This window comes from Streptomyces sp. NPDC001868, assembly GCF_040297125.1.
Classification (GTDB): Bacteria; Actinomycetota; Actinomycetes; order Streptomycetales; family Streptomycetaceae; genus Streptomyces.
Genome location: NZ_JBEOYO010000011.1, coordinates 138,673 through 163,469, shown reverse-complemented (window position 1 = coordinate 163,469; position 24,797 = coordinate 138,673). Strand labels below are relative to the sequence as shown.

Sequence of the window (24,797 nt, the reverse complement as noted above, 5' to 3'; positions counted from 1 at the left end):
TCCGTCGCGCACCAGGTGCGTCCAGCCTCACCACCAAGGACGCCTGTTCGAAGCGATAAGTTCCCCTGCCATCACCCACCGACAGCGCGGCTGTTGGGCCGCGAATCCCCTGCTCGGGGCCCACCGGAAATGTGAACTGGCGTACGGAGCACGGGTTTCGGGCCGTAAGTTATGTCGGGAACTCCTCGCTTCGGCTGAAAGACGGACGGTAGACATGACCGACCACGCGCCCACGCCCGGACCGGCGGCGCATCAGAAGATCGACACCTCGGTGCCGCACTCGGCCCGTATCTGGAACTACTGGCTGGGCGGGAAGGACAACTACCCCGTCGACGAGCAGGCCGGTGACGCGTACACCGCCGTGTTCCCCGGCATCGTGACCATCGCCCGCAGCAGCCGCGCGTTCCTGCGCCGCAACATCACGTACTTGGTCGCCGAGGCCGGGATACGGCAGTTCCTGGACGTCGGGACGGGTCTGCCGACCGCCGACAACACCCATCAGGTGGCCCAGCGGATCGCCCCCGAGACCCGGATCGTCTACGTCGACAACGACCCGATGGTCCTGGCGCACGCCCGCGCCCTGCTCTACTCCACGCCGGAGGGGGCGACCGCGTACGTCGACTCCAACGTGCTCGACCCGGACCGCATCCTCGCGGCGGCCGCCGAGACGCTGGACTTCAGCCGGCCCACGGCCCTGATCCTCAGCAACATCCTGGGCCACGTCGCCACGTACGACCAGGCGCGCTCCATCGTCGACCACCTGATGGGCGCGCTGCCGTCCGGCAGTTACCTCTCCATCAACGACGGTTCCCGGGGCATCGACCCGATCTTCGAGCGGGCCCAGGACGGGTACAACGAGAGCGGCGCCGTGCCGTACAACCTGCGCTCCGTCGACGAGATCACCTCGTTCTTCGACGGTCTGGAACTCCTGGACCCCGGCGTCGTCTCGGTGCCCCTCTGGCGCCCGGACACCACCGACGCGACCCCGGAGGTCATCGCCGAACACGGCGGTCTCGCCCGCAAGCCGTGACGTGACGTCATATCACCGCTCGTCGTGATGCCCGGGTCCGCCATGGGACCCGGGCATCCGCCTCCGCATCCCCCCTCGACCGGCCGCTGAAAAAACGGCTGGTGCCGGTCGGCCGTCTCCGGCAGGCTTCGCGGCGATGAGTGCCGATGACTGCCGATGAGTGAAGAGACCGCGGACGAGCAGGCGTACGCCTCGCCGAACACACTGGACGGGCTGCTGCAACGCGGACGCGGGCTGGGCGCGTTGCGGGCGCTCGACGGACCGGAGACGTCGGCCGCGTCGGCCGCGTCGGCCGCGTCGGCCGCGTCGGTGTACGAGGTCGTGCGGCAGGACTGGCGGTGGGACACAGTGGTGGACGACCGCGCCCTGTATCTGGCGCGCCTGATAAGGGAGTTGGGGCTCGCGCTGGGTCCCGTGCGCACCCTCCTCGCGGGCGACGCGGACGACTGCGAGCGGGCCACCCGGATCCTGGAGCTGCTGGCCCTGTCGGGGTCGGCCGAGGCACGCGAAGCGCTGCGGGCGCACGTCCACGAGGGCGAGCACTGGACCGATGTGCTGGAGTCCGTGGCGGATGTCTGGCCCGTCGAGTGGTGGGACGACCTGCGCGACGTCGCACGGGACCGACTGGGCGCGGACCGGCCCCCGTTGTGGCGGTCCGAGCCCTGGGTGCGCTGGCGCATGGGGGCCGGGACACCTGCGGCGGGGACCGGAGCACATACGGCGGGGGCCGAAACACATGCACCCGTGTGCCGACTCCGGCCGCACACCCTCGACATGGGACCGAGCAGCCGACGACTGCTGGACGTCCTCGCCGACGACGGATCGGCACTCCACGAGAGAATCGAGGCCCTGCGCCTCCTGGCCGGGCGTCCGCCGGACCCGGCACTCATCCCGCTGGTGCCCGGCCTTGCGGAGGTGAACGGCGAACTGCCCCTGCCGGGGCTCGGGTTCGCGGTCGGACGGCTCGGTCCGCTCGCCGTGCCCGAGGCGCGGGCCTGGGCGGCGAGCGGGCGGTCATGGCTGTCCTGGACCGGGGTCCAACTGCTGGCGGAACACGGCACGGTCCAGGATCTGCCCGTCCTGCTGGCCGAGCTCGAAGCGCACGAAGCGGCACGCCAGTGGTGCGGTCCCGCCACCCCGGCCACCGGAATCGCCCGCTTCGGCCCGGCGGGCGCGGAGGCGGCGCCGATGCTGCGCCGGCTGTGGCTGCGCACCCCGCACTCGTACGAACGGCCGGACTATCTGCGGGCGTTGGCGGCCGTCGCGCCGGCCGGGCTCGACTTCGCGTACACCGAGTCGCTGTGGGACTGCGAACCGGACGCGCGTCTGCTGGGGATCACGCACGCGCCCGATCTGCCGCACGTCCGGGAGCGGCTGGCGGCACTGCGGGACGATCCGATGGAAGAGGCCGAGGTACGGGCCGCCGCCGGGAAGCGCCTGGTCACCGGCGGTCGGTGATCGAACACTTTCCGGCCAAACACTTGATATGCCCCTGACATACCCGGCTGACGTCTGCCACTCTGTGCGCATTCCGTCTCACGACGGCGCACGCGCACCCGCATCGCAGCACTCCCTGCACCACCCGGTGCCTCGACCCGTGCACCGGGGCCTTCGTACGGCCGCTCGTCCAACGTCGGCCGCAGCAAAGGAGTTCGCGTGAGATCCACCCCCCACAGACGTACCCATGCCACGGCCGCCCTCGTCGTCGCGGCGGCGGTCCTCGCCGTAGCCGTCCCCGGCGCCCCGGCGATCGCTCGCGGTGACGGCGGCGAAGGCACCGCCCGTCCCGCGGCGTCGGCGAAGCCGGACCGCGGGGCACTGCCCGCGCAGCTCACCCCGGCGCAGCGCGCGACCCTCGTCCAGCGGGCCGAGAAGGCCACGGACAGGACCGCCGACCGCCTCGACCTGGGCGCCCAGGAGGAGTTGCGGGTCCGCGACGTCGTCAAGGACGCCGACGGCGCCACGCACACCCGCTACGAGCGCACCTACGCCGGGCTGCCGGTGCTCGGCGGCGACCTCGTCGTCCACGCCGCCAAGAGCGGCGCGGTCGAGAGCGTCACCCGGGCCTACAAGCCCGAGTTGAAGGTGTCGGACCTCAGCGCCGAGGTCAGCAAGGCGGCGGCGGAGAGGCAGGCGCTCGCGGCGGCCAAGGAGGAAGGTTCCTCCAAGACCGAGGCGGACAGCGTCCGCAAGGTCGTCTGGGCCGCGAAGGGCACGCCGACCCTCGCCTACGAGACCGTCGTGAGCGGCTTCCAGCACGACGACACACCCAGCGAGCTGCACGTCATCACCCACGCGCAGACCGGGAAGAAGCTGTTCGAGTACGAGGCCGTGCACACCGGCACGGGCAACACCCGCTACAGCGGCACGGTCCCCCTCGGCACCAGCCCGTCGGGCTCGTCGTTCACACTGACCGACGCGGACCGGGGCAACCACCGCACGTACAACCTGAACCGGGGCTCGTCCGGGACGGGCACGCTGTTCAGCGGGACCGACGACATCTGGGGCGACGGGACCACCGCCAACCTGGAGACCGCCGGCGCCGACGCGCACTACGGGGCCGCGCTGACCTGGGACTACTACAAGAACGTGCACGGCCGCAACGGGCTGCGCAACGACGGGGTCGCCCCCTACAGCCGGGTCCACTACGGCAACAACTACGTCAACGCGTTCTGGCAGGACTCCTGCTTCTGCATGACGTACGGCGACGGCTCGAACAACGCCAACCCGCTGACCTCGATCGACGTGGCCGCGCACGAGATGACGCACGGTCTGACGTCGGTCACCGCCAACCTCGTCTACAGCGGCGAGTCGGGCGGCCTGAACGAGGCGACCTCCGACATCTTCGCCGCCGCCGTCGAGTTCGCCGCCGGCAACGCCAACGACGTCGGGGACTACCTCGTCGGCGAGAAGATCGACATCAACGGCGACGGCACACCTTTGCGTTACATGGACAAGCCCAGCAGGGACGGCTCCTCGCGCGACTACTGGTCGTCCACGCTCGGCAACATCGACGTCCACTACTCCTCGGGCCCGGCCAACCACTGGTACTACCTGGCCTCCGAGGGCAACGGCGCGAAGGTCGTCAACGGCGTCTCCTACGACTCGCCGACGTTCGACGGGCTGCCGGTGACGCCGATAGGCCGGGACGCGGCCGAGAAGATCTGGTTCCGGGCGCTCACCACGTACATGACGTCCACGACCAACTACGCCGCCGCCCGCGTCGCCACCCTGCAGGCCGCCGCCGACCTGTACGGGCTCGGCTCCGTGACCTACAACAACACCGCCAACGCCTGGGCCGCGATCAACGTCGGCTCCCGGATCCTCGACGGTGTCACGGTCGTCCCGCCGGCCGCCCAGTACTCCCTGATCGGGCAGGCCGTCACGCTGGACGTCCAGGCGTCCTCCACCAACGCCGGCGCCCTGTCGTACGCGGCCACCGGTCTGCCGGACGGGCTGTCCGTCGACGCCGCCACCGGCCGGATCTCGGGCACCCCGACCACGGCCGGGAACTGGACGCCGACGGTCACCGTGACGGACGCGGCCGGCGAGACCGGGACGGCGAGCTTCGCCTGGCGGGTGGACGAGGAGGGGAACCAGTCGGTGTTCGAGAACACCGCCGACTACCAGATCCCCGACAACTCCACCGTCGAGTCCCCGATCAACGTCAACCGGGCCGGAGCGGCGCCCAGCACGCTCAGCGTGGACGTGAACATCGTCCACACCTGGCGCGGTGACCTGGTCGTCGACCTAGTCGCCCCGGACGGCACGGCGTACCGGCTGAAGGACGCCTCGGGGTCCGACTCGGCCGACAACGTGGTCGAGACGTACACGGTGGACGCCTCCTCCGAAACCGCCGCGGGTACCTGGAAGTTGCGGGTCCAGGACGTGGCCAGCCTCGACACCGGCTACATCAACAGCTGGAAGCTGACGTTCTGATCGTCCGTCAGTTCACCTTCCGCTGAAGCGCGTCAGCCATCGAGCGGCCGGTCCCGCCCCTGCGGGACCGGCCGTTCGGCCGTGTCCCCCTCCGCGTCGATGTGCGGCAGCACCCGGTCCAGCCAGTGCGGGGTCCACCAGGCGTGACGGCCCAGGAGCGTCATCACCGCCGGGACGAGGAGCAGCCGTACGACCGTCGCGTCGATGAGGACGCTCACGGCGAGACCGAGGCCGAGCATCTTGACGACGATGTTGTCGCTGATGATGAACGCGGCGAAGACGCTCACCATGATCAGGGCGGCGCAGGTGATGACGCGCGCGGTGATCTCCAGCGCGTGGGCGACCGAGGCTCGGGCGTCGCCGGTGCGCAGCCAGGCCTCGTGGACCCGGGAGAGCAGGAAGATCTCGTAGTCCATGCTGAGCCCGAAGATGATGGCGAACATCATCATCGGGACATAGCTCTCGATGGGCACCTTGCCGGAGACGCCCAGCGCCGGTCCGCCCCAGCCCCATTGGAAGACGGCGACGACCACGCCGTACGAGGCGGTGATGGACAGGACGTTGAGGACCGCCGCCTTCAACGCGACGAGCAGGCCCCGGAAGACGATGAGGATGATCAGGAAGGCCAGGGCGACGACGACGGCGATGATGATCGGCAGCCGGCTCGCCACGATGTCGCGGAAGTCGACCTGGGAGGCCGTGGTGCCGGTGACGTACCCCTTGGCCTTGGTGCCGGAGACCGAGGCGGGCAGGGTGTCGTCGGCGAGACGGTTCACCAGGGCCGTGGTGTCGGCGTTCTGCGGGGACTCCTCGGAGTAGACCGTGCCGTAGAGGACGTCCCCGTCCTGGGTGACGGTCAGCGGGGTGACCGCGTGCGCCCCCTCCACCGCGTCGAGGTCCTTCTGCGCGGTGGACTGCAGGGACTGGCGGTCGGACGACGGAACGTCGGTCTGGTCGATGACGACGGTGAGCGGGCCGTTGGAGCCGGGGCCGAAGGCGTCGGTCATCAGGTCGTAGGCGCGGCGGTCGGTGAAGGAGGTGGGGTCGGCGCCGTCGCCGATGTGGCCGAGCTGGATGGAGAAGACGGGGATCGCGAGGACGGCGATCGTGACGATCCCCGCCGAGAGGAAGTGCCAGGGCCGGTGCTCGACGCGCTGGGCGTAGCGGTGCCAGGTGCCCTGGATCTCCTGTCCCTCCTCGACGCCGGTCTCGGCGATCGGCTTGCGCACGTGGTAGCGGTCGATACGGCGGCCGATGAGCCCCAGCAGGGCCGGCACCAGGGTCAGGGCGCCGATGACCGCGGTGACGACGGTGACGGCGGCGGCGAGTCCGAGTTTGCCGATGAAGCTCACGCCCGACGCGTACAGGCCGGCCAGGGCGATGATGACCGTGCAGCCGGAGACGAGGACGGCGCGGCCGCTGGTCGTCGCGGCGTATCCGGCCGCGTGCACCGGGTCGGCGCCGTCCATGAGGTTCTGCCGGTGACGGGTGATCAGGAACAGGGCGTAGTCGATGCCCACGCCGAGACCGATCATCGTCGCCAGGGTCGGGGAGACGGTGGCGAAGGTGAACGCGGAGGCCAGCAGCCCGAGACAGGCCAGGCCGCCGATCGCGCTCAGCAGCGCGGTCACCAGCGGCAGTCCGGCCGCGATGACGCTGCCGAAGCCGACGAGGAGGACGACGATCGCCACCCCGAACCCGATGAGTTCGCTCACCCGGTCGTCGGGCGCGGGCCGGGCCAGCTCGCCGAGCGGTCCGCCGTACTCGACCTCGGCGCCCGCCGACCGCAGCGGTTGCACGGAGTCGTCCACGCCGTCGAGGTAGCCGTCCCCGAGGGTCGAGGGCTGTACGTCGAAGCGGACGGTGATGTACGCGGTCTTCTGGTCGGAGGACAGCGGGCCGACGTTCGGCTGCTGCGACTGGTCCGACGACTGCGAGGACGGGTCGGAGGGCGCGGAGAGCGGGTTCTGCGCCGACAGCACATGCGGCAGCTTCTCCAGGCTGGAGACCGTGTCGGACATCTGGGAGCCGAGCGAGGTGAGCGCCTTGTCCTTGTCGTACAGGACGATCTGGCTGCTGTAGCCGCCGGCCGCCGGGTCGTGCTCCTTCAGGACGTCCAGGCCCTTGGTGGACTGCGCTCCCGGGAGGTCGAAGTCGTCCGAGTAGTCGCCGCCGTAGGCATGGTTCAGCGTCTGCAGGGCCGCGAGGGCGACCAGCCAGGCGACGATCACGATCACGAAGTGCCGGGCGCACCACTCGCCGAGCCGTCGCAGCCGCCCCACCGCGGCCTTGCCCCCGCCGCCTTCCCCACCGGAACGCCCTGAGCGCATCGTCTCTCCCACGGGAGCGATCTCCCGGCCCTCATTACACGACGCTCCCGGCGGCCCGGCACGTCCAAAGAGAACGGTCCCCCGGTTGGCGGCCCCGGCTTGACAGGCGGACGATGGGGAGGTGGGACGGCCTAGCGGAAGGAGCCGTCATGCTGGAGATCAAGACGGTCGAGAAGCCGGACGAACGGCGCGATTTCCCACGGGGGCACCTCGAAGCCGTGCACCTCACCGGGCTCGACTTCGCCGTGGCCACCTTCGAACCGGGCTGGCGCTGGTCCGAGTCCGTCGCCCCCATCGCGGGCACGGAGAGCTGCCAGGTCCACCACAACGGCTATGTGGTCCAGGGACGTATGCACATCCGTATGGACGACGGTGGTGAGGGCGAGGTAGGACCGGGCGACGCCTTCGTGTGCCCGCCGGGGCACGACGCGTGGGTCGTGGGCGACGAGCAGGTCCTGCTGTACGACTTCGCCGGCCAGATGGCGACGGACTACGCCAAGGCGAAGGACGACTGAGCCGATCGGGTGCGAGAGGGGGCGGAGGCGGTGGCGTGCGCGCACCGCCTCCGTCCGTGAGCCCCGCGCACCTCGCCCCGGCGGGCCCGCGCGCACCGGGGCGCACGGCTAGATGCCGTCGGAGTCCCGCAGGTTGTCCAGCGTCGCGTTCGTGTCGTTCTTGAGCCACTCCACGACGTCGTCGACGTCGGGCATGGCCACGTCGTCGTAGCTGGAGCCGTAGGCGCTCCACCGCATCTCGTACGTCATCCAGCCGTCGCGCACCGCGAGGGTGGCCGACCGGCTGCCGCTCTTGTCGTCCCCGGACGTGGTGTCCTCGGTGACGAGATACGCCTCGTCGCCGAAGCCGGAGACCTCGTCCACGTCGTAGTCCTCGTACCGCTGGTCGTACTCGGACCACAGGGCGGTGAACTCGGGGCCCGGGTCGGTCTTCTTGTGGAGGTCCATCTGGACCGAGAAGTACGCGTCGGAGAGGGAAGAGGTCGAGGATTTCTTGAGGGAGATGCTGCAGTAGCCCTGGTCGAGGGCCTCGTGCTCCAGGGAGTTGTTCACCGGTGCGGTGTCCTCCTCCGGGTACTCGTTCTGGAACGAGGAGTAGTCCACCGAGGAGCAGAGGTTGGACTTGGCCTGGTAGCCGCGCAGATCCGCCTCCGTGTCGTCCTTGCCGAGCAGGAAGACACCGCCGGCCCACGCCGCCGAGGCCACCACCGCGCCCACCAGCGCCCACAGCACGGCACGTCCGCCGGCGCCCTTCGCGGGCGGGGCGCCGAGGGGCGGGTAGCCGCCCGGCGGATAACCGCCCGCCGGCTGGCCGTACGGATTGGCCTGGGCCGGTACCGGCGCGACCGGGGGGCCGTACCCGGCCGGTGACTGGGGGTTCGGATAGGGGTACGCGGTCGGGGCCGCCTGGGCGGGTGCCTGCGTCTGCGCCGGGGTCGGTGCCTGCGCCGGGCTCGGTATCTCCGCCTGAGTCGGCGTCGGTGTCGGGGCCTGGGCCGGCGTCTGCGGCTGGGCCTGGGCCGCGGGCGCGGCGGGCAGGGTCGGCTGCTGGGGCGCGGGGGCCTGCGGCTGGGCCTGTGCCGGGGGCGGCCAGGCCGGGGACGCGGACGGCTGGTCCTGTGGCTGCGGTTGCGCCGGCGCACCCTCGGGGCGTTCGGTCATCGGCTTCTCCTCGTGTCGTGGTGGACGGGGTGAGGCGGCGAAGATCCCGATCCTGGCAGAACGCCCCCGGCACGGTCGTCCGTAGAAGTACGCATCCCGCCTACGCAACCCGGCGAGCCGGCCGGGGCGGCGGCCGTCCTGGGGCGGGTGTCGGTACCCGGTGCTTTCATGGGAGTCATGACCAGCAGAAGTGTCGTAGTCGAGCGGCGGGTGGCCGCTTCTCAGGGGCGGGTGTGGGAGGCCCTGACGGACCTCGGCGGTATGGAGCGGATGCTCGGCGGTGTCACACGGGTCGAGGTCCTCACGGACGGGGGCTTCGGGGTGGGCACCCGGTGGCGGGAGACCCGTCGGATGTTCGGCAAGGACGCCACCGAGGAGATGTGGGTGACCGTCAGCGAGCCGCCCGAGCGCTATGTGGTGGAGGCCGAGTCGCATGGCTCCCGCTATGTCTCGGAGTGGGTGCTGCGGGCCGACGGACCGGAGTCGACGACGATCCTGATGACGTTCTCGGCCGAGCCGACCGGTGCCGTCGCGGGTCTGCTCGCCAGGGTCATGGGCGGTATCGGTGCCCGTGCCGTGCGCAGGGCCGTCGCGAAGGACCTCGACGACGTCGCCGGGTGGGTGGAGGGCCGCAGGAGCTGAGCCGCGCCCGCGGCCCTCCGGATCGCCGTGCCCCGGTGCGCGTCAGGAGTCCAGGCCGTAGCCCGAGGTCACATAGGCGCACTCTGTGTAGATGTAGCCCGACTCCAGCTTGGCGGTGTCGGAGGCGGCACTCGACGTACTGCCGCCCTTCGGCTTGTGCAGGAAGTACGTGGTGCCGACCGGCAGGCTGATCGTGCGCTGCGGGTAGTTGTCGTTGCCGTTGCACGGCTTGAAGCCGGTGACCAGGGTGCTGCTCCAGCTGTAACTGGAGCAGGTGCCGCAGCCCTTGAGGGTGAAGGTGCCGGTCACGGGACCGGTGTACATGACCTGGATCTCGTCGGGGCTGTCGTTCTTGACCGTGACGGAGATGCTGCCGCCGGAACGCGTGGTGGGCAGCTTCTTGCCCGCCTCCGGGACCTCCTGCGCGATCTCGGCGGCGATCGCTATCTTCTTCGCGCGCGGCGCGTTCTTGTGCTTCTTGTTGGCGTCGACGAAGTCGTTCATCGAGGTCACGGCCTCGGCGAAGTCACCGTCGTTGTACTGGTCCACACCGCAGGTGTAGACGCCCGCGGACGCGGACTTCTCGGCCCGTCCGGCGTCGGCGGCGAGGGCGTCGGCCACGCCCGCCTTGTCCCCCGGCAGCGACTTCACCTGGGAGCCGAGCGTCCCCAGCCGGTCCACGGCGGTGCACGGGTCGTCGCCGCCCACGGCCTTGACGGCCTTGTCGACGGCCGCCTTGACCTCGGGCTCGACCTTCGCCGCCTGCTCCGAGTCGGGGAACGTGGTGAGGAGGTCGCTGAACTGGTCGTGCCATCCCTCGGTGTCGCCCGCCAGGCTTTCGGAGGCGCACTCGTACAGCGAGGTCGCGAGCCGGTCGTCCGGCCAGGTCGTCAGCGAACCCAGGTCCTGCTTGCCGACGGTCTGCGGGACCGTGCGCAGGTATTCGAGGGGAGCGACCGCGTCGCAGTACTGCTGCTTCTCGTAGGGGGCGCCGACCGTCGTGTAGAAGGTCTTCAGCCGGTCCGGGACCTTCTCGGCCGCCCGGGAGTCGGGGTGGTCGGTGGTCAGGTCGTCATAGGCGGTCAGGGCCCTGCGGAACTCGGACTGGGTGGAGGAGAAGGTCTGACCGGAGGCCTTGTCCACGAGCTCGTCGGCCTTCTCCAGCCGGTCCAGGAGCATCTCCTCGACGGCTTCCTTCCGCGCGGTCTCGTACAGCAGACCGCTCGCGACCGGTACGCCGAGGAGGAGGACGCCGAGCGCGATGGCGAGGGGGGACTTCGCGGGCCACACCAGGCGGTTGCGCAGGCCCAGGAAGGCGCCGTGGACGGCCGCGAGGAGGAGGAACAGTCCGTAGACGGTGAGGGTCGCGCCGGAGACACCGTCGGGGTCGGCGGGCAGCACGGTGAAGAGCAGGAGGCCGGTGGCCGCCCAGCACACGAGCATCAGGAGCGGGCGGCGCATCAGGGCGTAGCCGAGCCCGAGACCGCTGAGGTTCAGCAGGCCCACCCCGACGGCCCGCCAGCCGTCGGCCGGGCCGGGCGGCGGCCCCGGCGGCATCGGAGGCACGACGAAGCTGTGGCTCCAGCCGTCCTGGTCTCTTACGCCGTACTGATCCCCGGACATCTCGGATCCCCCCGTCAACTCCACCCGCATGCTTACGAATTGTCAGTGTACGGCCGAAACTCGATGGCGCGACAGACGATTCTCGGGCGTGGACAGAGATCGATTTCCATTCGTGACCACCGCCCGAGAGGTGGCGCGAAAGGGTCGGTCGCACCGCCGGGCGGTGCGTGGAGGTACAGGTCCCTCAGCAGGTGGACGCACCCGGGTCACCGTCCGGTTCGCCCGACGAGCGAACTGTTCTCCACCGCCGCCCGGGGTTCCGGGGCGCGGTGGGAGGGGGACGCCTGGGCGAGGACGACGGCCGCCGCCGTGCCCGTCGTGAGGAGGCCGGCCACCAGCAGGACCCAGAAGGGGGCGGTCGGGTCGTAGGGGGCGCGGCCGGCGTAGGCGGTCGCGGTGACGGCCCCGAAGGCGGCGGCGTAGCCGAGGGCGGCGACCGCCAGGACGATGCCCGTACTCCGGGGCCGCAGGCGCCCCGCGTCGCCCAGGATCGCGAGCACGGCGAGGAGTTGGATGCCGTGCAGCCCGGCGGCATGGGCGAGCTTGGCACTGCCCGCCGTTCCGAAGAGCACCTCCTGCGGCACCCGCCCGGTGTCGTCGTAGACGGTCTCCCCGATGGCGGCCATGTCGGTGCCGATGTACCCGGCCACCAGGACGGCCGCCAGACCCACCAGTGCGGCGACACGGGACGCCCCGCTGCCGTCGAAGCGGACCAGCACGGCGACGAACAGCCAGACCAGGCCGAGGATCAGCGGCAGGATCAGGGTGCCGATGACGGACCAGATCGCGGAGTCGGTCTCCGTCGCCTGGTTGAAGTGGGACGCGACACCGCGCCAGCGCTGGGCGGTGATGAGCCCGACCTCGCAGACAGCGACGAGGACGACGAGTCCCGCCGGGACCCGCACCCACCAGCGCGCCGGCATCTGCCGCACGATCCAGACCACGGACCACACCAGCAGCCCGAACGACACCCCGAACGCGACCGGTTTGCGCCAGGACACCGGCCCCCACCACGGCGCCCAGTCCACCACCGCCACCACACCGTGCACCGCCCCGGAGACCGTCAGCGCCGTCCCGCACCACCACAGCGGCCACTCAAAGCGGTCCCGCGGACGCACGGCCCGCCACACGTCCGCCGCCAGAACCGTCCCCGCCCGCATCGCGTTCATCCCCGCTCCCCCGCCCCGTCACGCCGACCGGCACCGACCGTAGGCCGGTGGAGAGAGCCGGGCGTCCCCCTGCGGGGGTGACCGGGCATACCCCTGTGGGGGTACGCCCGGTCACACGAGGTCGGGGTCCGTGCGGTCGCCGCGTGGCTCCATCAGACCGGAGCGGTACGCGAGAACCACGGCCTGGGCCCGGTCACGGGCGTCGATCTTGTGCAGGATGCGCTTGACGTGCGTCTTGGCGGTGGACTCGGCGATACCGAGCAGACCGGCGAGTTCCGCGTTGGACAGTCCCTCGGCGATCAGGCGCAGCACCTGTGCCTCACGGGCGGTGAGCCGGCGCAGCCGGGCGCGGTCGCCCGTGTCCGGATCGGCGCGGGCGGTCCGGCCGTCGAGGACGAAGCGCTCGACGAGGGCGCGGGTGACCGAGGGGTCCAGCAGGGTGTCCCCGGCGGCCACCGTGCGGACGGCGTCGATGAGGCGCTCGGGTGTGGCCCGCTTGAGCAGGAACCCGCTGGCGCCGGACCGCAACGCCCGCCACACGTACGCGTCGTCGGGGAACGTCGTCAGGACGAGGACCCGCGCGGTCAGCCCCGCCTCGACGATCCGGCCGGTGGCCTCGATACCGTCGATGCCCGGCATCCGCACGTCCATCAGCACGACGTCCGGGGCCAACGCGTGGCACAGTTCCACGGCCCGTACCCCGTCGGCGGCCTCCCCGACGACCTCGATGTCCGGCGCGGTGCCGAGCGTCACCGCGACACCGGTGCGCAGCAGGGCGTCGTCGTCGGCCAGGAGCACACGGACGGTCGTGGCGCCGTCGGCACGGGCGGTCGTGGCGGGGTCGGTCACGGCAGGGGCAGTTCTACGGTGAGGGCGAAGCCGCCGCCCTCGTCGTCCGGGCCGTGGGCCACCGTTCCGCCCAGCGCGGCGGCCCGTTCACCGATGCCGCGCAGCCCCCGGCCGGGCCGGTACCGCGGCGGCGGTCCCTCGCCGCCGTCCACGACGCGTACGAGCACCGCGTTGCCCCAGCGCTGTCTGCGGACCGTCACCTCGGCGGACCGGGCGTGGCCGTGGCGCAGGGCGTTCGTCAGCGCCTCCTGGACGATCCGGTGGACGGACAGCCGCAGCGCCCTCGGCAGGGTGAGCGTCTCCGGCTCGACGCGCAGACGTACGTCCATGCCCGCGTCCGCCATGGGGCGCACGAGCTGGTCCAGGTCACCGGGGTCCAGGCCGGTCTCGTCGCCGTCGTCCTCGTGATCCGCGTCGTGATCCGCGTCGGTCCTGTGGCCCCCGGCCGTTCCGTGGTCCCTGACGGTCCCTTCGGTGGCGGGGTCGTCGTCTGCGCGCAGGACGCCGAGGAGGCGGTCGAGTTCGGTGAGGGCGTCCCGGCCCGTGCGTTCGACGCTCAGCAGCAGCTCACGGGTGCGGGCGGGGTCGGTGTCGAGCACCATGCGTCCGGCGCCGGCCTGGACCAGCATGGCGTTCACCGAGTGGCCGACGACATCGTGCAACTCGCGGGCGATGCGCACCCGTTCGGCGACGAGTGTCTCGCGGCGCAGCAGCCGCCGCAGCTCTTCCGTCTCCCTGCGGCGGCGGGCCGTGGCGCAACCCGCCGCCCACACCAGCAGCCAGACGAGGACGACCGCGACCGGCACGACCGACGATTCGTCCTTCGGGGCGAAGTGCGCCACCACGCCGGGCGGTACGAGCAGCGCGCCGAACGCGGCCCGGCGCGGGCTCGCGTAGAGACCCAGCGAGTGGACGGCGATGAGGTTCGCGACCGGTGTCAGCGGACCGGGGCCCACCCACAGCGCCTCCACGACGAGCCCCGCCGTGCCCACCACATACCCGGCCAGCGGGGCGCGGCGCCGGACCGCCAGGCCCCCGGCGATCACCGCGCCGAGCGCCACGGTCACGGGCAGGGAGGCGCCGGTGTCGCCCTCCGAGCCCAGCCGTACGGCCACCATGGCGACGAACACCACGGCGGCCGACGCGACATCGCCGGGCGGCGGCAGCCGCCGGGCCCAGACCTCCGCCATGCTCCGCCCCGAGTCGTTTCATCTGGCACAGGATCAATTCCTGTTCAAATTAACAAGCTTGGCGGAGCATGGGGACCGCATACGGCCGGTTCCGCGGGGTCAGTAACTCCCGCGCCTGACCCGGCGGAGCAGGACGACTCCGGCGAGCACGGCCACGCCGCCGATCATGGCGGGCCACAGCTGGCCCCCGGTCTCGGCGAGGCTGCCGGTCGCGGACTCGGACCCCTGCGAGCCGGGCTGACCGGCGGCCGACGGGAAGTTGGCGGCGGGCGTCGACTGCGCCGGGGGCACGGCCGCGTCGCCGCCGTCTCCGGCGTTGTCCGCGCCCTGGTCGTCGCGCTCGTCCCCGGCGGGGGCGTCGCCCCGCTGGGTCGCCTTCACCGAGCCGAGGACCTGGGGCTCCTTGTCGCCGCCCTGGTTCGCCTCGTCGTCCCCGTTTCCGGGTGCCTGAGCGGTCTCGGTGGGCTCAGCCGTGTTCTCGTCCTGGTCCTGGTCCTGCCCCTGGTCGTTGCCCGGCTGTTCCTGGTCCTGGCCGTCGTCCTGACCCTGGTCCTGGTCCTGGCCGTTGTCGTTGCCCGGCTGCTCCTGGCCCTGGTCGTCGCCCTGACCGTTGTCGCCCTGACCGTTGTCGCCGCCCTGGTCACCACCGTCGCCCTGGTCACCACCATTGCCCTGGTCGCCGCCATCACCCTGGCCGCCGCCGATGTCGGCCGCGTCGCACTCCCGGCCGTCGTTGATGCAGTCCACCATCGCCCGCATCAGGTCCTCGTCGAAGACGTTGATGAAGTCGCCGTGGTCGGTGACGGCCTTGTGGAGCTGCTCGGGGAAGGAGTCCACGGCGAACAGCGGGGTCGTACGGCCGCCGTCCTGGAGGCTCGGGGCGTCGACGTCGTAGACGATGCGCTGGACCAGCTGCGGGATGGCCTTGAAACCGGCCGCACAGCTGCCGTCCGCGGCGGCGAAGGCCACGTGGGTGCGGTGGTTGGCGCTGTCGATGTTGCGGCCGTCCCAGCAGCTCTGGAACTTGAACGTGCGGACGACGTCGCTGCCCGCGGGGCAGAGCGGGTACTTGTCCTTCAGCTGCCGGTCCTCGAAGCCGGTGCAGCTCCAGGACGCGTTGGCGTTGGCCGTGCCGTTGATGAAGGCCTTGGCGTCGCCGGTGATGATGCGCAGCAGTCGCGGCATCTCCGTGACGTCGCCGCGCGGGCTGCCCTCGGAGCTCATCGTGACCGCCTTGGGCGTCACGATCTCACCGGCGTTGCCCTCGATGCCGCCGCCGGGAGAGTTGGCGTCCTGCTCGGCCGTGCCGTTCTGCAGCCGGATCACGGGCCAGAAGTACGAGGACTTGTCGCCCTGGTTCTCACAGCTGGTGTCGGCCGCCGCGAGGTCCTCGTCGCTGGCGAACGCGCTGTTGCCCTGGTTGCCGACGTAGTCGTGGAAGTGGTGGGCGCCGTTGGAGACACCGGGGGCGACGATGACGTTGTCGGAGTTGAACAGACCGTTCGCGTTCACCCCGCAGGCGGTGGTGAAGGAGCCGGTGGAGCCGTTCTGCCGCCCGCCCCGGTTCCCGGCGTTCGGCTGGACGGACTTGATGTCGGCGTAGTCCGCGGCCACCGGCCCGTTGCCGGCCTGCCCGCCGTTGCCCTGCTGGCCCTGCCCGCCCTGCTGGCCGCCCTGGTCCTGACCGTCACCGCCGTCGTTCTGACCGCCGTCGTTCTGGTCCTCGCCGTTCTGACCGTCGCCGTTCTGGTCACCGCCGTTCTGCCCGCCACCGTTCTGGTCGCCGTTCTGGTTCTCGGCGGGGCGCAGTTCACAGGCGGCGAGGGCGTCGAGGCCGTCGGGGCGGTCACCGACGCGGTCGATGGCGATCGCGATCCGCTCGATCGTCGCGGTCCGCTTCTCCTTCAACGGGTTCATGATCGCGTTGTCGGCGAAGCCGCTGTCCTGCTGCTGGGCCCGCGCGGAGTTCTGCAGCCGCTGGTAGGCCTCGGCGATCTGCTGGTCCAGGGCGGCGAGTTCCTTGTCGACCTCCGGCCGCGCCTCCTCGGGCACCTCCGTCAGTTCGGCCCCGACATCCGGGCAGTCGATCGTGCCGACGGCGGAGGCGACCTGCTCGACGGAGTCGTCGGTCGAGCCGCTCTCGGTGGCCGACGCATAGACGTTGACGGCCACGAGCCCGCCTCCGCCCAAGATCAGCGCGATCGCGGCAGAGGTCGCGCGCCGTGCTCCTGTTGGGCGTCTGCGCCTGGTGGTGCGTCCCACGGATAGCTCCTACAACGTCGCGGTCGATTCCGGGCAGGGAAAACCCCAGCCCAATACGGAGCCGGAGCCCGATGCGTTCAAACGTCTCGTTAATTCACAGGAATCCGACAGGAAGCGGCACGTCACAGGTGGTCACAGCATTGAAGGACGTCTCCTGGGCCGTACGGGCGACGGCATCGGCCGTGACAGTGCGTGATCCCCTCTCGCCTCCAGGCGCGGGGCAGTGTAGACATGGGCACATGGTCCGTCTCCTGGGTCGATCTCGCTCTCATTCGACCCGCCGTCCCCAGGGTCGGCCTGCGCAGGGCCGGGACGACCGCGCCCGGCGGGTACCGCACGGATCCGACGGCGGCGCAAGTCGGGATCCGGGATCCGGATGGGGCCCGCTCGCGGGGCTGCGGTCGGCGCTGAGCGGGCGCAGTGTCGCCGGGCAGGTGTTCCTGCTGCAGGTCGTGATCGTGCTCGTACTGGTCGTGTCGGCCGTGGTGGCGCTGGTCCTTCAGGTACGGCACGACAGCACCCGCGAAGCGCACAACCGCTCACTCGCCGTGGCGGAGACGTTCGCCAACGCGCCGGGCACCCGGGAGGCGCTGAGCGGCGACGATCCGACGGCGGTGCTCCAGCCGAGGGCCGAGGCCGCCCGGGTCCAGTCCAAGGTCGACTTCATCGTCGTGATGAACACCGACGGGATCCGCTACACCCACCCCAAGACGGACCGCATCGGCAAGCAGTTCGTCGGCACCATCGAACCCGCGCTGAAGGGCGAGTCCTTCACCGAGGACATCAACGGCACCCTCGGCCCGCTCGTCCAGGCCGTGGTGCCGATCAAGGATCCCGACGGCAAGGTGGTGGGCCTGGTCTCGGCCGGGATCACCACCGAGAACGTGGGCGGGGCCGCGGAGCAGCAGCTGCCGCTGGTGCTGGCCGCCGCCGCGGCGGCCCTCGCCCTGGCCACGGCGGGCACGGCGCTCGTCAGCAAACGGCTCCTGCGCCAGACCCACGGCCTCGGTCCCTCCGAGATGACCCGCATGTACGAGCACCACGACGCGGTGCTGCACGCCGTGCGGGAGGGCGTGATCATCGTCGGCGGCGGGGGCCGGCTGCTGCTCGCCAACGACGAGGCGCACCGCCTCCTCGATCTGCCGGCGGACGCCGAGGGGCAGGACGTCCACGCCCTGGGCCTCGAATCGCACATGGCCGACCTGCTGGCCTCGGGGCGGGTCGCCAACGACGAGGTGCACCTCGTGGGCGACCGGCTGATCGCGGTCAACCAGCGTGCCACGGATCTGCAGGGCGAGCCCTCCGGCAGCGTCGCCACGCTCCGTGACTCCACCGAGCTGCGCGCCCTGTCCGGCCGCGCGGAGGCCGCCCGGGAGCGTCTGAGGCTGCTCTACGACGCCGGGGTGGGCGTCGGCACCGGTCTGGACGTGACCCGTACCGCCGAGGAGCTGGCGGAGGTGGCCGTCCCCCGGTTCGCGGACTTCGTCACCGTGGACCTGGCCCCGGCGGCGCTCAGCGGCGACGAGCCCGAGACGGCGACCACCCTGCGCCGTACGGCGTTCAGCGGGATCCGCAAGGACGCGCCGCTGTACAAGGTGGGCGAGCGGATCGACCTCGTCGCCTCCTCTCCGCAGGCCCGCAGCATCGACAGCCATCGCTCGACGCTGGTGGCCGACCTGAGCCGGGCGCCCGGCTGGCGGGCGCAGGATCTGGAACGGTCCGCGCAGGTCGTCGAGTACGGCATCCACTCGCTGATCACCGTGCCGTTGCGGGTGGGCCAGCTGGTGATGGGCGTCGCCAACTTCTGGCGCTCCGAGAAGCCCGAGCCGTTCGACCAGGAGGAGCTGGCGCTCGCCGAGGAGCTCGTGGCCCGGGCGGCGGTCTCCATCGACAACGCGCGCCGCTACACCCGCGAGCACACGATGGCCGAGACCCTCCAGCGCAGCCTGCTGCCGCGCAATCTGCCCGAGCAGAGCGCCCTGGACGTCGCCTACCGCTATCTGCCCGCGCAGGCCGGGGTGGGCGGCGACTGGTTCGACGTCCTGCCCCTGTCCGGGACCCGTGTCGCGGTCGTCGTGGGCGATGTCGTCGGGCACGGGCTGCACGCGGCGGCCACGATGGGGCGGCTGCGCACCGCTGTCCACAATTTCACCGCGCTGGATCTGCCGCCGGACGAAATCCTCGGGCTGCTGGACGAGCTGGTGAGCCGTATCGACCAGGACGAGGCGGTGCTCGACGGCACCGCCCCGATCACCGGCGCGACCTGCCTGTACGCGATCTACGACCCGGTGTCGCGGCGCTGCACCGTCGCTCGGGCCGGCCATCCGCCGCTCGCGGTGGCCCGGCCGGACGGCACGGTCGACTTCCCCGAGGTGCCGGCCGGTCCGCCGCTCGGTCTGGGCGGGCTGCCCTTCGAGACGGCCGAGCTGGAGCTCGACGAGGGCAGCCGGTTGGTGCTGTACACCGACGGGCTCGTCGAGGACCGGGAGCGGGACATCGACGCCGGTCTGGAACTGCTGCGCACCGCGCTGGCCGGGGCCGACACCTCACCGCAGGGCACCTGTGAGGCCGTGCTCGACGCGCTGCCGCCGAGCCGGGCCAGCGACGACATCGCGCTGATCGTCGCCCGCACCCGCGCGCTGGACCCGGGCCATGTCGTCGAGTGGGAGGTGCCCGGCGACCCGGCGGCCGTCCGCCGGGCGCGCGCCGACGCCACCCGGCAGCTGACCGAATGGGGCCTGGAGGAGCTGGAGTTCACCACCGAGCTGATCCTCAGCGAGCTGGTCACCAACGCCATCCGGTACGGCGGCGGGCCCATCCGGGTGCGCCTGATCCACGACCGGCAGCTGATCTGCGAGGTCACCGACAGCAGTCACACCTCCCCCCATCTGCGGTACGCCGCCACGACCGACGAGGGCGGGCGCGGCCTGTACCTCATCGCCCAGCTCACCCAGCGCTGGGGCACCCGCTACTCCCCCACCGGCAAGACCATCTGGACCGAACAGGCGCTGCCCTGACGGTCGTCGACAGGCCCGTCCCGAGGGATCCCGAAGGACAGGGCCCCTGAACGCGCAAGGAGAGACCGGAGCATGCGTATCGGACTGCTCGGAACCGGACCGTGGGCCGAGATGGCGTACGCCCCCGCGCTGAGCGCGCACCAGGAGCTGGACTTCGTGGGGGTGTGGGGCAGGCGCCCGGAGGCGGCGAAGGAACTCGCCGACCGGCACGGCGGGCTGCCCGTGTACGAGGATGTCGACGCCCTGTTCGCCGATGTGGACACGGTCGCAGTGGCCCTTCCGCCCTCGGTCCAGGCACCGCTCGCGGCACGTGCCGCCCGGGCGGGCTGCCATCTGCTGCTCGACAAGCCCCTGTCGACGGACGTGGAGCAGGGGCGGGCCGTGGTCGAGGCGGTCGAGGAGGCCCAGGTCGCCTCCGTCGTCTTCTTCACCGCCCGTTTCCAGACCGCGATCGACGCGTGGATCACCGAACAGGCGGCCAGTGGGGGCTGGTTCACGGCCCGTGCGGAGTGGCTCGGGTCGCTGTTCGACGACGAGAGCGACAGTCCGTTCGCGGCCTCGCCGTGGCGGCGGGAGAAGGGCGGCCTGTGGGACGTGGGCCCGCACGCCCTGTCGGTGCTGCTGCCGGTCCTCGGTGACGTGGAGCAGGTGGCCGCCGCCGTGCGCGGGCCCAAGGACACGGTCCATCTGGTCCTGCTGCACACCGGCGGGGCGTCCAGCACGGTCACCCTCAGCCTCACGGCGCCGCCCGCGGCCTCCGGCGCCACGGTCGAGCTGCGCGGCCGGACGGGGACGAGCGTCCTGCCCACGTCCGACGAGGGGGCCGTACCGGCTCTCGTGCGGGCCGGGGACGCGCTGTTGGCGGCGGCGCGCACCGGCCGCCCGCATCAGTGCGACGCCGCGTTCGCGCTGCGGGTGACGGAGCTGCTGGTGGCGGCGGAAGGGCAGTTGACCGGCTGACCGGCCCGACTCCCGGGCCTGCCTTCGGGTTTGGGGCGGGGTCTGGGTTCCGCCTCGGGGTTGGGGTTTGGGTTCACGCTCGGGTTGGGTTCGGGTTGGGTTCGGGTTCGGGTTTGCGTTCGGGCCTGCCCTCGGTCCTCGGTTGCGTTCGGGTTTGCGTTCGACTGATACCGGACATCGTCCGGTGGCGGGCATGCCTTCGCCTCGCGCGTTTCGGTGAGGAGGTGCCCGTGAGCGGAACGGACGGGAGCGCCGCCGAGCCCCTGCGGCGCGGGGTGGCGGCCGGCAAGAAGGACCAGGACGCGCGGACGGTCATGCGGTTGCGCCTGGGGGTCGGGGTCATCGGTGTCCTGCTGCCCCCGGCGCTGCCGGCCGGCAACTGGATCGCGGCGCGGCTCGACGGCCGGACCGGGGAGGACGCCTGGCCCGGTTCGATGAGCGGCGCGTACTACACGAGCACCCGCGACATCTTCGTCGGCGCGCTGTGCGCCCTCGGGATCTTCCTGATCGTCTATCGCTACAACAGGTTCAACGACATCCTCGGCACGGCCGCCGGGACCTGCGCCCTCGGTGTCGCCCTCTTCCCCACCGCGCCGGGATCCGGGGGCGACGCGGGCCAGCAGACGGTCTCCGTGTTCCACCAGGTCTTCGCCGTCGCCCTGTTGACGGCGATGGCGGCCTTCTGCCTCTTCATGTACGGGGCGCCGGGCATCAAGGAACGCTCCTATGTGCGGCGTCCCTACCTCGTGGCCGGGGTGCTGATCCTGGTGTTCATGGCGCTCGCCGCCGTCGCGGCGGTCACCGAGGTGGGCGACGACTGGCTGATCACACCCCTGTACCTGTGCGAGTGGCTGTCCGTCTGGTCCTTCGGCTTCGCTTGGACGGGCGCGGCCCTGTCGCTCGCCGCCGACATCGACCGTCTGTCCCGGACCCGGGCGGTCGTCGGCGCCGTCCTGGGATGGCTGCGCTCGCTCGGCGGCGTCCTGGGCCGGGGAAGGGCACGTTCGCGCGCGGCGGTGTGACCGCACCCGGCCGGGGCCCGGGGCCCGGCCGGCGCCGGGCTCAGGGGCGAGGTGGCGGGCTCAGGGGCGGGTACCGGTGAGGAAGCGGTCGAGGGTGGCGGTGAGTTCCGCCGGCTTCTCCACGGGCAGTTCATGGCCGGCGTCCAGGATGCGCACCTCGGCGTCCCGGCAGGCCTTGGCCATGCGGAGCATCTGGGAGACGGGGAGCTGGATGTCGTGGTAGCCGTGGACGAGGAGGGTCGGGGTGCTGATCTCGCCGAGGCGGTCGAGGACGTCGAAGGCGCGCATGGCTCCGTACAGGGTCATGACGACCTCGCGCGGGGTGGCCGCCGAGGCGCGGATGTACTCCCGGATCTCCTCGCGGGGGTAGCCGGGTGCGAAGGCCCGCTGGATGTTGGCGGCGACGAACAGCTTGAAGGGGACCCGGGTGGAGGCCGCCATCAGCAGGCCCCGGCCTCGGCTGTAGGTCATGCGGCCGATGGAGTTGACCAGTACCAGGCGCTCCACGCGCTCGGGGTGGGCGAGGGTGATGGTCTGGGAGATCATGCCGCCCATGGAATGGCCGACGAGGACGAACCGCTCGACCTCCAGATGGTCGAGGAGGGCGAGCACGTCTCTCGCCAGCTCCTCGATCGTCCTCACCCCGGCGCCGCCGCTCTCGCCGTGGCCGCGCAGATCGAGCCGGATCACACGCCGCTTCCCGGCGAAGTGCGCTACCTGGTGGTCCCAGCGGTGCCGGTTCGCGGTCCAGCCGTGGATGAACACCAGGGGCACCCCGTCACCGTCGCGGGGGCCCTCGTCGTCGTACGTCAGCGCGGCGCCGTCGACTTCGAGCTGCGGCATGGGGCCTCCTGCGGTGCGGTCAGGTCAGGTCAGATTCGGCCCGGTTCGATCTGGCTCGGTCTGGTTCGGTTCGACTCGATCCGGGTTACTGACCGGTACGGTAACCGGCGGCCGGGCCCCGCGTCACCGTCGCGCGTCGGGGAATTCGAGAGCCGCGCCCCTGGCCGGCCTGCTAGCTTCCCCCGGTGTTCTCCCTCCAGCAACCCCCGTTCTTCACACGGCTGCGCGAGGCGCGGCGCGTGCTCATAGCCGGTGCCGGCGGCGGCTTCGACGTCTACGCCGGACTGCCCCTGGCCCTCGCCCTGCGGTCGGCGGGCAAGGAGGTCCATCTCGCGAACCTGTCCTTCGCCGATCTGTACGGCCTGAGCATGGACGTGTGGCTGGAGCCGGACGTCGCGGCCGTCGGCCCGGACACCACATTCCGGGGCGACTACTTCCCCGAACACACCCTCGCCCGGTGGCTGGACCTGCACGGGCTGCCCAGCACCGTGTACGCGCTGTCCCGTACCGGGGTGGCACCCCTGCGGGCCGCCTATCGCGCGCTCATCGGCCATCTGGGCGGGGTGGACGCGGTCGTCCTGGTGGACGGGGGCACCGACATCCTGATGCGCGGCGACGAGCACGGGCTCGGGACGCCGGAGGAGGACATGGCGAGTCTCGGCGCCGTCGCCGGGCTCGACGACATCCCGGAGCGGCTGGTGGCCTGCCTCGGCTTCGGCGTGGACTCGTACCACGGGGTCAACCACTCGCTGGTCCTGGAGAACCTGGCCGCGCTGGACCGCGACGGCGCCTACCTCGGCGCGTTCTCGCTGCCGCGCGACAGCCGCGAGGGCGCCCTCTACCTGGACGCGGTGGCCCACGCCCAGCGCAGCACGCCGACCCACCCGAGCATCGTCAACGGCTCGGTCGCGGCGGCCGTGCGCGGCGAGTTCGGCGACGTCCGCTTCACCGACCGGACCCGGAACAGCGAACTGTTCGTCAACCCGCTGATGGCGCTGTATTTCTGTGTGGACGCGGTCGGCCTCGCCCGCCGCAACCTCTACCTCGACCGGCTGGAGAAGACCGAACTCACCCGGCAGATCAGCTCGGTCGTCGAGGAGTTCCGGGACGAACTGCCCCGGCAGCGCCCCCCGCGTGCCTTCCCTCATTGACCACGGGGAACAGGCGACAGAACAGGCACCAGAACAGGTGACAGACTGGCGCCATGGAAGAACGCGCATTCGGTAGGTTGGGTCAGCACGCGTCCGTGGTCGGTCTCGGCACATGGCAGCTGGGTGCCGACTGGGGAGACGTCGACGACACGGAAGCCCTCGCGGTGCTGGAGGCCGCGGCCGAGTCGGGGGTGACCTTCTTCGACACGGCCGACGTCTACGGCGACGGACGCAGCGAGCAGACCATCGCCACGTTCCTGCGGAGCAGGCCGGACCTTCATGTGTTCATCGCGACGAAGATGGGCCGTCGCGTGGAGCAGATCCCCGAGAACTACGTCCTCGACAACTTCCGGGCCTGGAACGACCGGTCCCGCCGCAACCTCGGCGTGGACCGTCTCGACCTGGTCCAGCTGCACTGCCCGCCCACGCCGGTCTACTCCTCCGACGAGGTGTTCGACGCCCTGGACACCCTGGTCGAGGAGGAGCGCATCGCCGCGTACGGCGTCAGCGTGGAGACCTGCGCCGAGGCGCTGACGGCGATCGCCCGCCCGAACGTGGCGAGCGTGCAGATCATCCTCAACCCGTTCCGTATGAAGCCGCTCCTGGACGTCCTCCCGGCGGCCGAGAAGGCGGGCGTCGGGATCATCGCGCGCGTTCCGCTGGCCTCGGGGCTGCTGTCCGGCAAGTACACCAAGGACACGGTCTTCGCCGAGAACGACCACCGTACGTACAACCGGCACGGCGAGTCCTTCGACCAGGGCGAGACCTTCTCCGGTGTCGACTACGGCACGGGTGTCGAGGCGGCCGTCGAGTTCGCCGCGCTGGCCCCCAACGGATTCACCCCGGCCCAGCTGGCGCTGCGGTGGATCATCCAGCTGCCGGGGGTCACCACGGTCATCCCGGGCGCCCGCACCCCGGACCAGGCGCGCGCCAACGCGGCCGCCGCCGCGCTGCCGGAGCTGTCCGCCGAGACGCTCACGGCGATCCGGGACCTGTACGACCGCCGGATCAAGGAGCAGGTGGAAAGCCGCTGGTAGGACGTCGGACGGGGCCCCTCCGGTGCCGCACACCGGAGGGGCCCCGCAGGCGCGTCG

The 24,797-nt window shown here is 71.5% G+C and carries 18 protein-coding genes; 10 read left to right on the top strand and 8 right to left on the bottom strand.

All coding sequences use genetic code 11. The annotated features are described in order from the left end of the window. The first annotated feature begins 214 nt into the window (after nucleotides 1-214). From ABT147_RS16235 to ABT147_RS16225, 3 genes are all read left to right on the top strand, one after another. A complete protein-coding gene (locus ABT147_RS16235; protein WP_351406278.1) occupies nucleotides 215-1,030 on the top strand; it encodes an SAM-dependent methyltransferase in 816 nt (271 codons plus the stop codon). Between the two features lie 156 nt (nucleotides 1,031-1,186). After that, complete coding sequence (locus ABT147_RS16230) at nucleotides 1,187-2,488, top strand: hypothetical protein (RefSeq protein WP_351406275.1); 1,302 nt, start codon at nucleotides 1,187-1,189, stop codon at nucleotides 2,486-2,488. Between the two features lie 198 nt (nucleotides 2,489-2,686). Continuing rightward, nucleotides 2,687-4,969 carry a M4 family metallopeptidase gene (locus ABT147_RS16225; protein WP_351406272.1) on the top strand — a complete coding sequence of 761 codons (2,283 nt, stop codon included), beginning with the start codon at nucleotides 2,687-2,689 and terminating at the stop codon, nucleotides 4,967-4,969. A gap of 32 nt (nucleotides 4,970-5,001) precedes the next feature. On the opposite strand, the gene ABT147_RS16220 is transcribed toward ABT147_RS16225, so the two are convergent. After that, a complete protein-coding gene (locus ABT147_RS16220) occupies nucleotides 5,002-7,299 on the bottom strand; it encodes an MMPL family transporter (protein WP_351406270.1) in 2,298 nt (765 codons plus the stop codon). Nucleotides 7,300-7,448: 149 nt separating this feature from the next. Between ABT147_RS16220 and ABT147_RS16215 the strand changes: the two genes are divergently transcribed. Then, nucleotides 7,449-7,814, top strand: a complete 366-nt coding sequence (locus ABT147_RS16215) for a cupin domain-containing protein (protein ID WP_046709106.1) — start codon at nucleotides 7,449-7,451, stop codon at nucleotides 7,812-7,814. A gap of 108 nt (nucleotides 7,815-7,922) precedes the next feature. On the opposite strand, the gene ABT147_RS16210 is transcribed toward ABT147_RS16215, so the two are convergent. After that, complete coding sequence (locus ABT147_RS16210) at nucleotides 7,923-8,975, bottom strand: hypothetical protein (RefSeq protein ID WP_351406268.1); 1,053 nt, start codon at nucleotides 8,973-8,975, stop codon at nucleotides 7,923-7,925. Nucleotides 8,976-9,152: 177 nt separating this feature from the next. Here ABT147_RS16210 and ABT147_RS16205 point away from each other — a divergent pair, with 177 nt between their 5' ends. Then, complete coding sequence (locus ABT147_RS16205) at nucleotides 9,153-9,617, top strand: SRPBCC family protein (protein WP_351406266.1); 465 nt, start codon at nucleotides 9,153-9,155, stop codon at nucleotides 9,615-9,617. A 42-nt stretch (nucleotides 9,618-9,659) separates the two neighbouring features. Here ABT147_RS16205 and ABT147_RS16200 read toward each other — a convergent pair whose 3' ends face one another. From ABT147_RS16200 to ABT147_RS16180, 5 genes are all read right to left on the bottom strand, one after another. Continuing rightward, nucleotides 9,660-11,240 (bottom strand): hypothetical protein, encoded by a 1,581-nt coding sequence (locus ABT147_RS16200; RefSeq protein ID WP_351406263.1) that lies wholly within the window; start codon nucleotides 11,238-11,240, stop codon nucleotides 9,660-9,662. Between the two features lie 206 nt (nucleotides 11,241-11,446). Continuing rightward, on the bottom strand, nucleotides 11,447-12,409 hold the full coding sequence (locus tag ABT147_RS16195) for a hypothetical protein (RefSeq protein ID WP_351406261.1): 963 nt from the start codon (nucleotides 12,407-12,409) through the stop codon (nucleotides 11,447-11,449). Between the two features lie 111 nt (nucleotides 12,410-12,520). Next, the gene (locus tag ABT147_RS16190) at nucleotides 12,521-13,258 is read right to left on the bottom strand and encodes a response regulator (RefSeq protein ID WP_351406258.1); all 738 of its coding nucleotides are present in this window, start codon (nucleotides 13,256-13,258) and stop codon (nucleotides 12,521-12,523) included. Next, nucleotides 13,255-14,448 carry a sensor histidine kinase gene (locus tag ABT147_RS16185; protein WP_351406256.1) on the bottom strand — a complete coding sequence of 398 codons (1,194 nt, stop codon included), beginning with the start codon at nucleotides 14,446-14,448 and terminating at the stop codon, nucleotides 13,255-13,257. Before ABT147_RS16185 ends, ABT147_RS16190 begins: the two co-directional genes overlap by 4 nt. A 99-nt stretch (nucleotides 14,449-14,547) precedes the next feature. Then, on the bottom strand, nucleotides 14,548-16,620 hold the full coding sequence (locus ABT147_RS16180) for a DUF1996 domain-containing protein (RefSeq protein ID WP_351406254.1): 2,073 nt from the start codon (nucleotides 16,618-16,620) through the stop codon (nucleotides 14,548-14,550). Between the two features lie 329 nt (nucleotides 16,621-16,949). Between ABT147_RS16180 and ABT147_RS16175 the strand changes: the two genes are divergently transcribed. From ABT147_RS16175 to ABT147_RS16165, 3 genes are all read left to right on the top strand, one after another. Further along, nucleotides 16,950-19,727: a SpoIIE family protein phosphatase gene (locus tag ABT147_RS16175; protein ID WP_351406252.1), complete on the top strand. Its 2,778-nt coding sequence runs from the start codon at nucleotides 16,950-16,952 to the stop codon at nucleotides 19,725-19,727. Between the two features lie 72 nt (nucleotides 19,728-19,799). Next, on the top strand, nucleotides 19,800-20,687 hold the full coding sequence (locus tag ABT147_RS16170; protein ID WP_351406249.1) for a Gfo/Idh/MocA family protein: 888 nt from the start codon (nucleotides 19,800-19,802) through the stop codon (nucleotides 20,685-20,687). Nucleotides 20,688-20,917: 230 nt separating this feature from the next. Then, a complete protein-coding gene (locus ABT147_RS16165) occupies nucleotides 20,918-21,709 on the top strand; it encodes a hypothetical protein (protein WP_351406247.1) in 792 nt (263 codons plus the stop codon). 60 nt (nucleotides 21,710-21,769) lie between these two features. Here the strand turns inward: ABT147_RS16165 and ABT147_RS16160 are convergent, their stop codons facing one another. Beyond that, nucleotides 21,770-22,552 (bottom strand): alpha/beta fold hydrolase, encoded by a 783-nt coding sequence (locus ABT147_RS16160; protein ID WP_351406245.1) that lies wholly within the window; start codon nucleotides 22,550-22,552, stop codon nucleotides 21,770-21,772. Between the two features lie 185 nt (nucleotides 22,553-22,737). Here ABT147_RS16160 and ABT147_RS16155 point away from each other — a divergent pair, with 185 nt between their 5' ends. Together ABT147_RS16155 and ABT147_RS16150 are read left to right on the top strand one after the other, a co-directional pair. Beyond that, complete coding sequence (locus tag ABT147_RS16155; RefSeq protein ID WP_351406242.1) at nucleotides 22,738-23,703, top strand: DUF1152 domain-containing protein; 966 nt, start codon at nucleotides 22,738-22,740, stop codon at nucleotides 23,701-23,703. 53 nt (nucleotides 23,704-23,756) lie between these two features. Beyond that, nucleotides 23,757-24,740 carry an aldo/keto reductase gene (locus ABT147_RS16150; RefSeq protein WP_351406240.1) on the top strand — a complete coding sequence of 328 codons (984 nt, stop codon included), beginning with the start codon at nucleotides 23,757-23,759 and terminating at the stop codon, nucleotides 24,738-24,740. Nucleotides 24,741-24,797: the final 57 nt, after the last annotated feature.

What these genes read in the sequence shown, in the direction of transcription:
- ABT147_RS16235 (WP_351406278.1), top strand. Translation starts at nt 215, where the DNA reads ATGACCGACCACGCGCCCACGCCCGGACCGGCGGCGCATCAGAAGATC.
- ABT147_RS16230 (WP_351406275.1), top strand. Translation starts at nt 1,187, where the DNA reads ATGAGTGAAGAGACCGCGGACGAGCAGGCGTACGCCTCGCCGAACACA.
- ABT147_RS16220 (WP_351406270.1), bottom strand. Translation starts at nt 7,299, where the DNA reads ATGCGCTCAGGGCGTTCCGGTGGGGAAGGCGGCGGGGGCAAGGCCGCG.
- ABT147_RS16215 (WP_046709106.1), top strand. Translation starts at nt 7,449, where the DNA reads ATGCTGGAGATCAAGACGGTCGAGAAGCCGGACGAACGGCGCGATTTC.
- ABT147_RS16210 (WP_351406268.1), bottom strand. Translation starts at nt 8,975, where the DNA reads ATGACCGAACGCCCCGAGGGTGCGCCGGCGCAACCGCAGCCACAGGAC.
- ABT147_RS16205 (WP_351406266.1), top strand. Translation starts at nt 9,153, where the DNA reads ATGACCAGCAGAAGTGTCGTAGTCGAGCGGCGGGTGGCCGCTTCTCAG.
- ABT147_RS16200 (WP_351406263.1), bottom strand. Translation starts at nt 11,240, where the DNA reads ATGTCCGGGGATCAGTACGGCGTAAGAGACCAGGACGGCTGGAGCCAC.
- ABT147_RS16195 (WP_351406261.1), bottom strand. Translation starts at nt 12,409, where the DNA reads ATGAACGCGATGCGGGCGGGGACGGTTCTGGCGGCGGACGTGTGGCGG.
- ABT147_RS16185 (WP_351406256.1), bottom strand. Translation starts at nt 14,448, where the DNA reads ATGGCGGAGGTCTGGGCCCGGCGGCTGCCGCCGCCCGGCGATGTCGCG.
- ABT147_RS16175 (WP_351406252.1), top strand. Translation starts at nt 16,950, where the DNA reads ATGGTCCGTCTCCTGGGTCGATCTCGCTCTCATTCGACCCGCCGTCCC.
- ABT147_RS16170 (WP_351406249.1), top strand. Translation starts at nt 19,800, where the DNA reads ATGCGTATCGGACTGCTCGGAACCGGACCGTGGGCCGAGATGGCGTAC.
- ABT147_RS16160 (WP_351406245.1), bottom strand. Translation starts at nt 22,552, where the DNA reads ATGCCGCAGCTCGAAGTCGACGGCGCCGCGCTGACGTACGACGACGAG.
- ABT147_RS16150 (WP_351406240.1), top strand. Translation starts at nt 23,757, where the DNA reads ATGGAAGAACGCGCATTCGGTAGGTTGGGTCAGCACGCGTCCGTGGTC.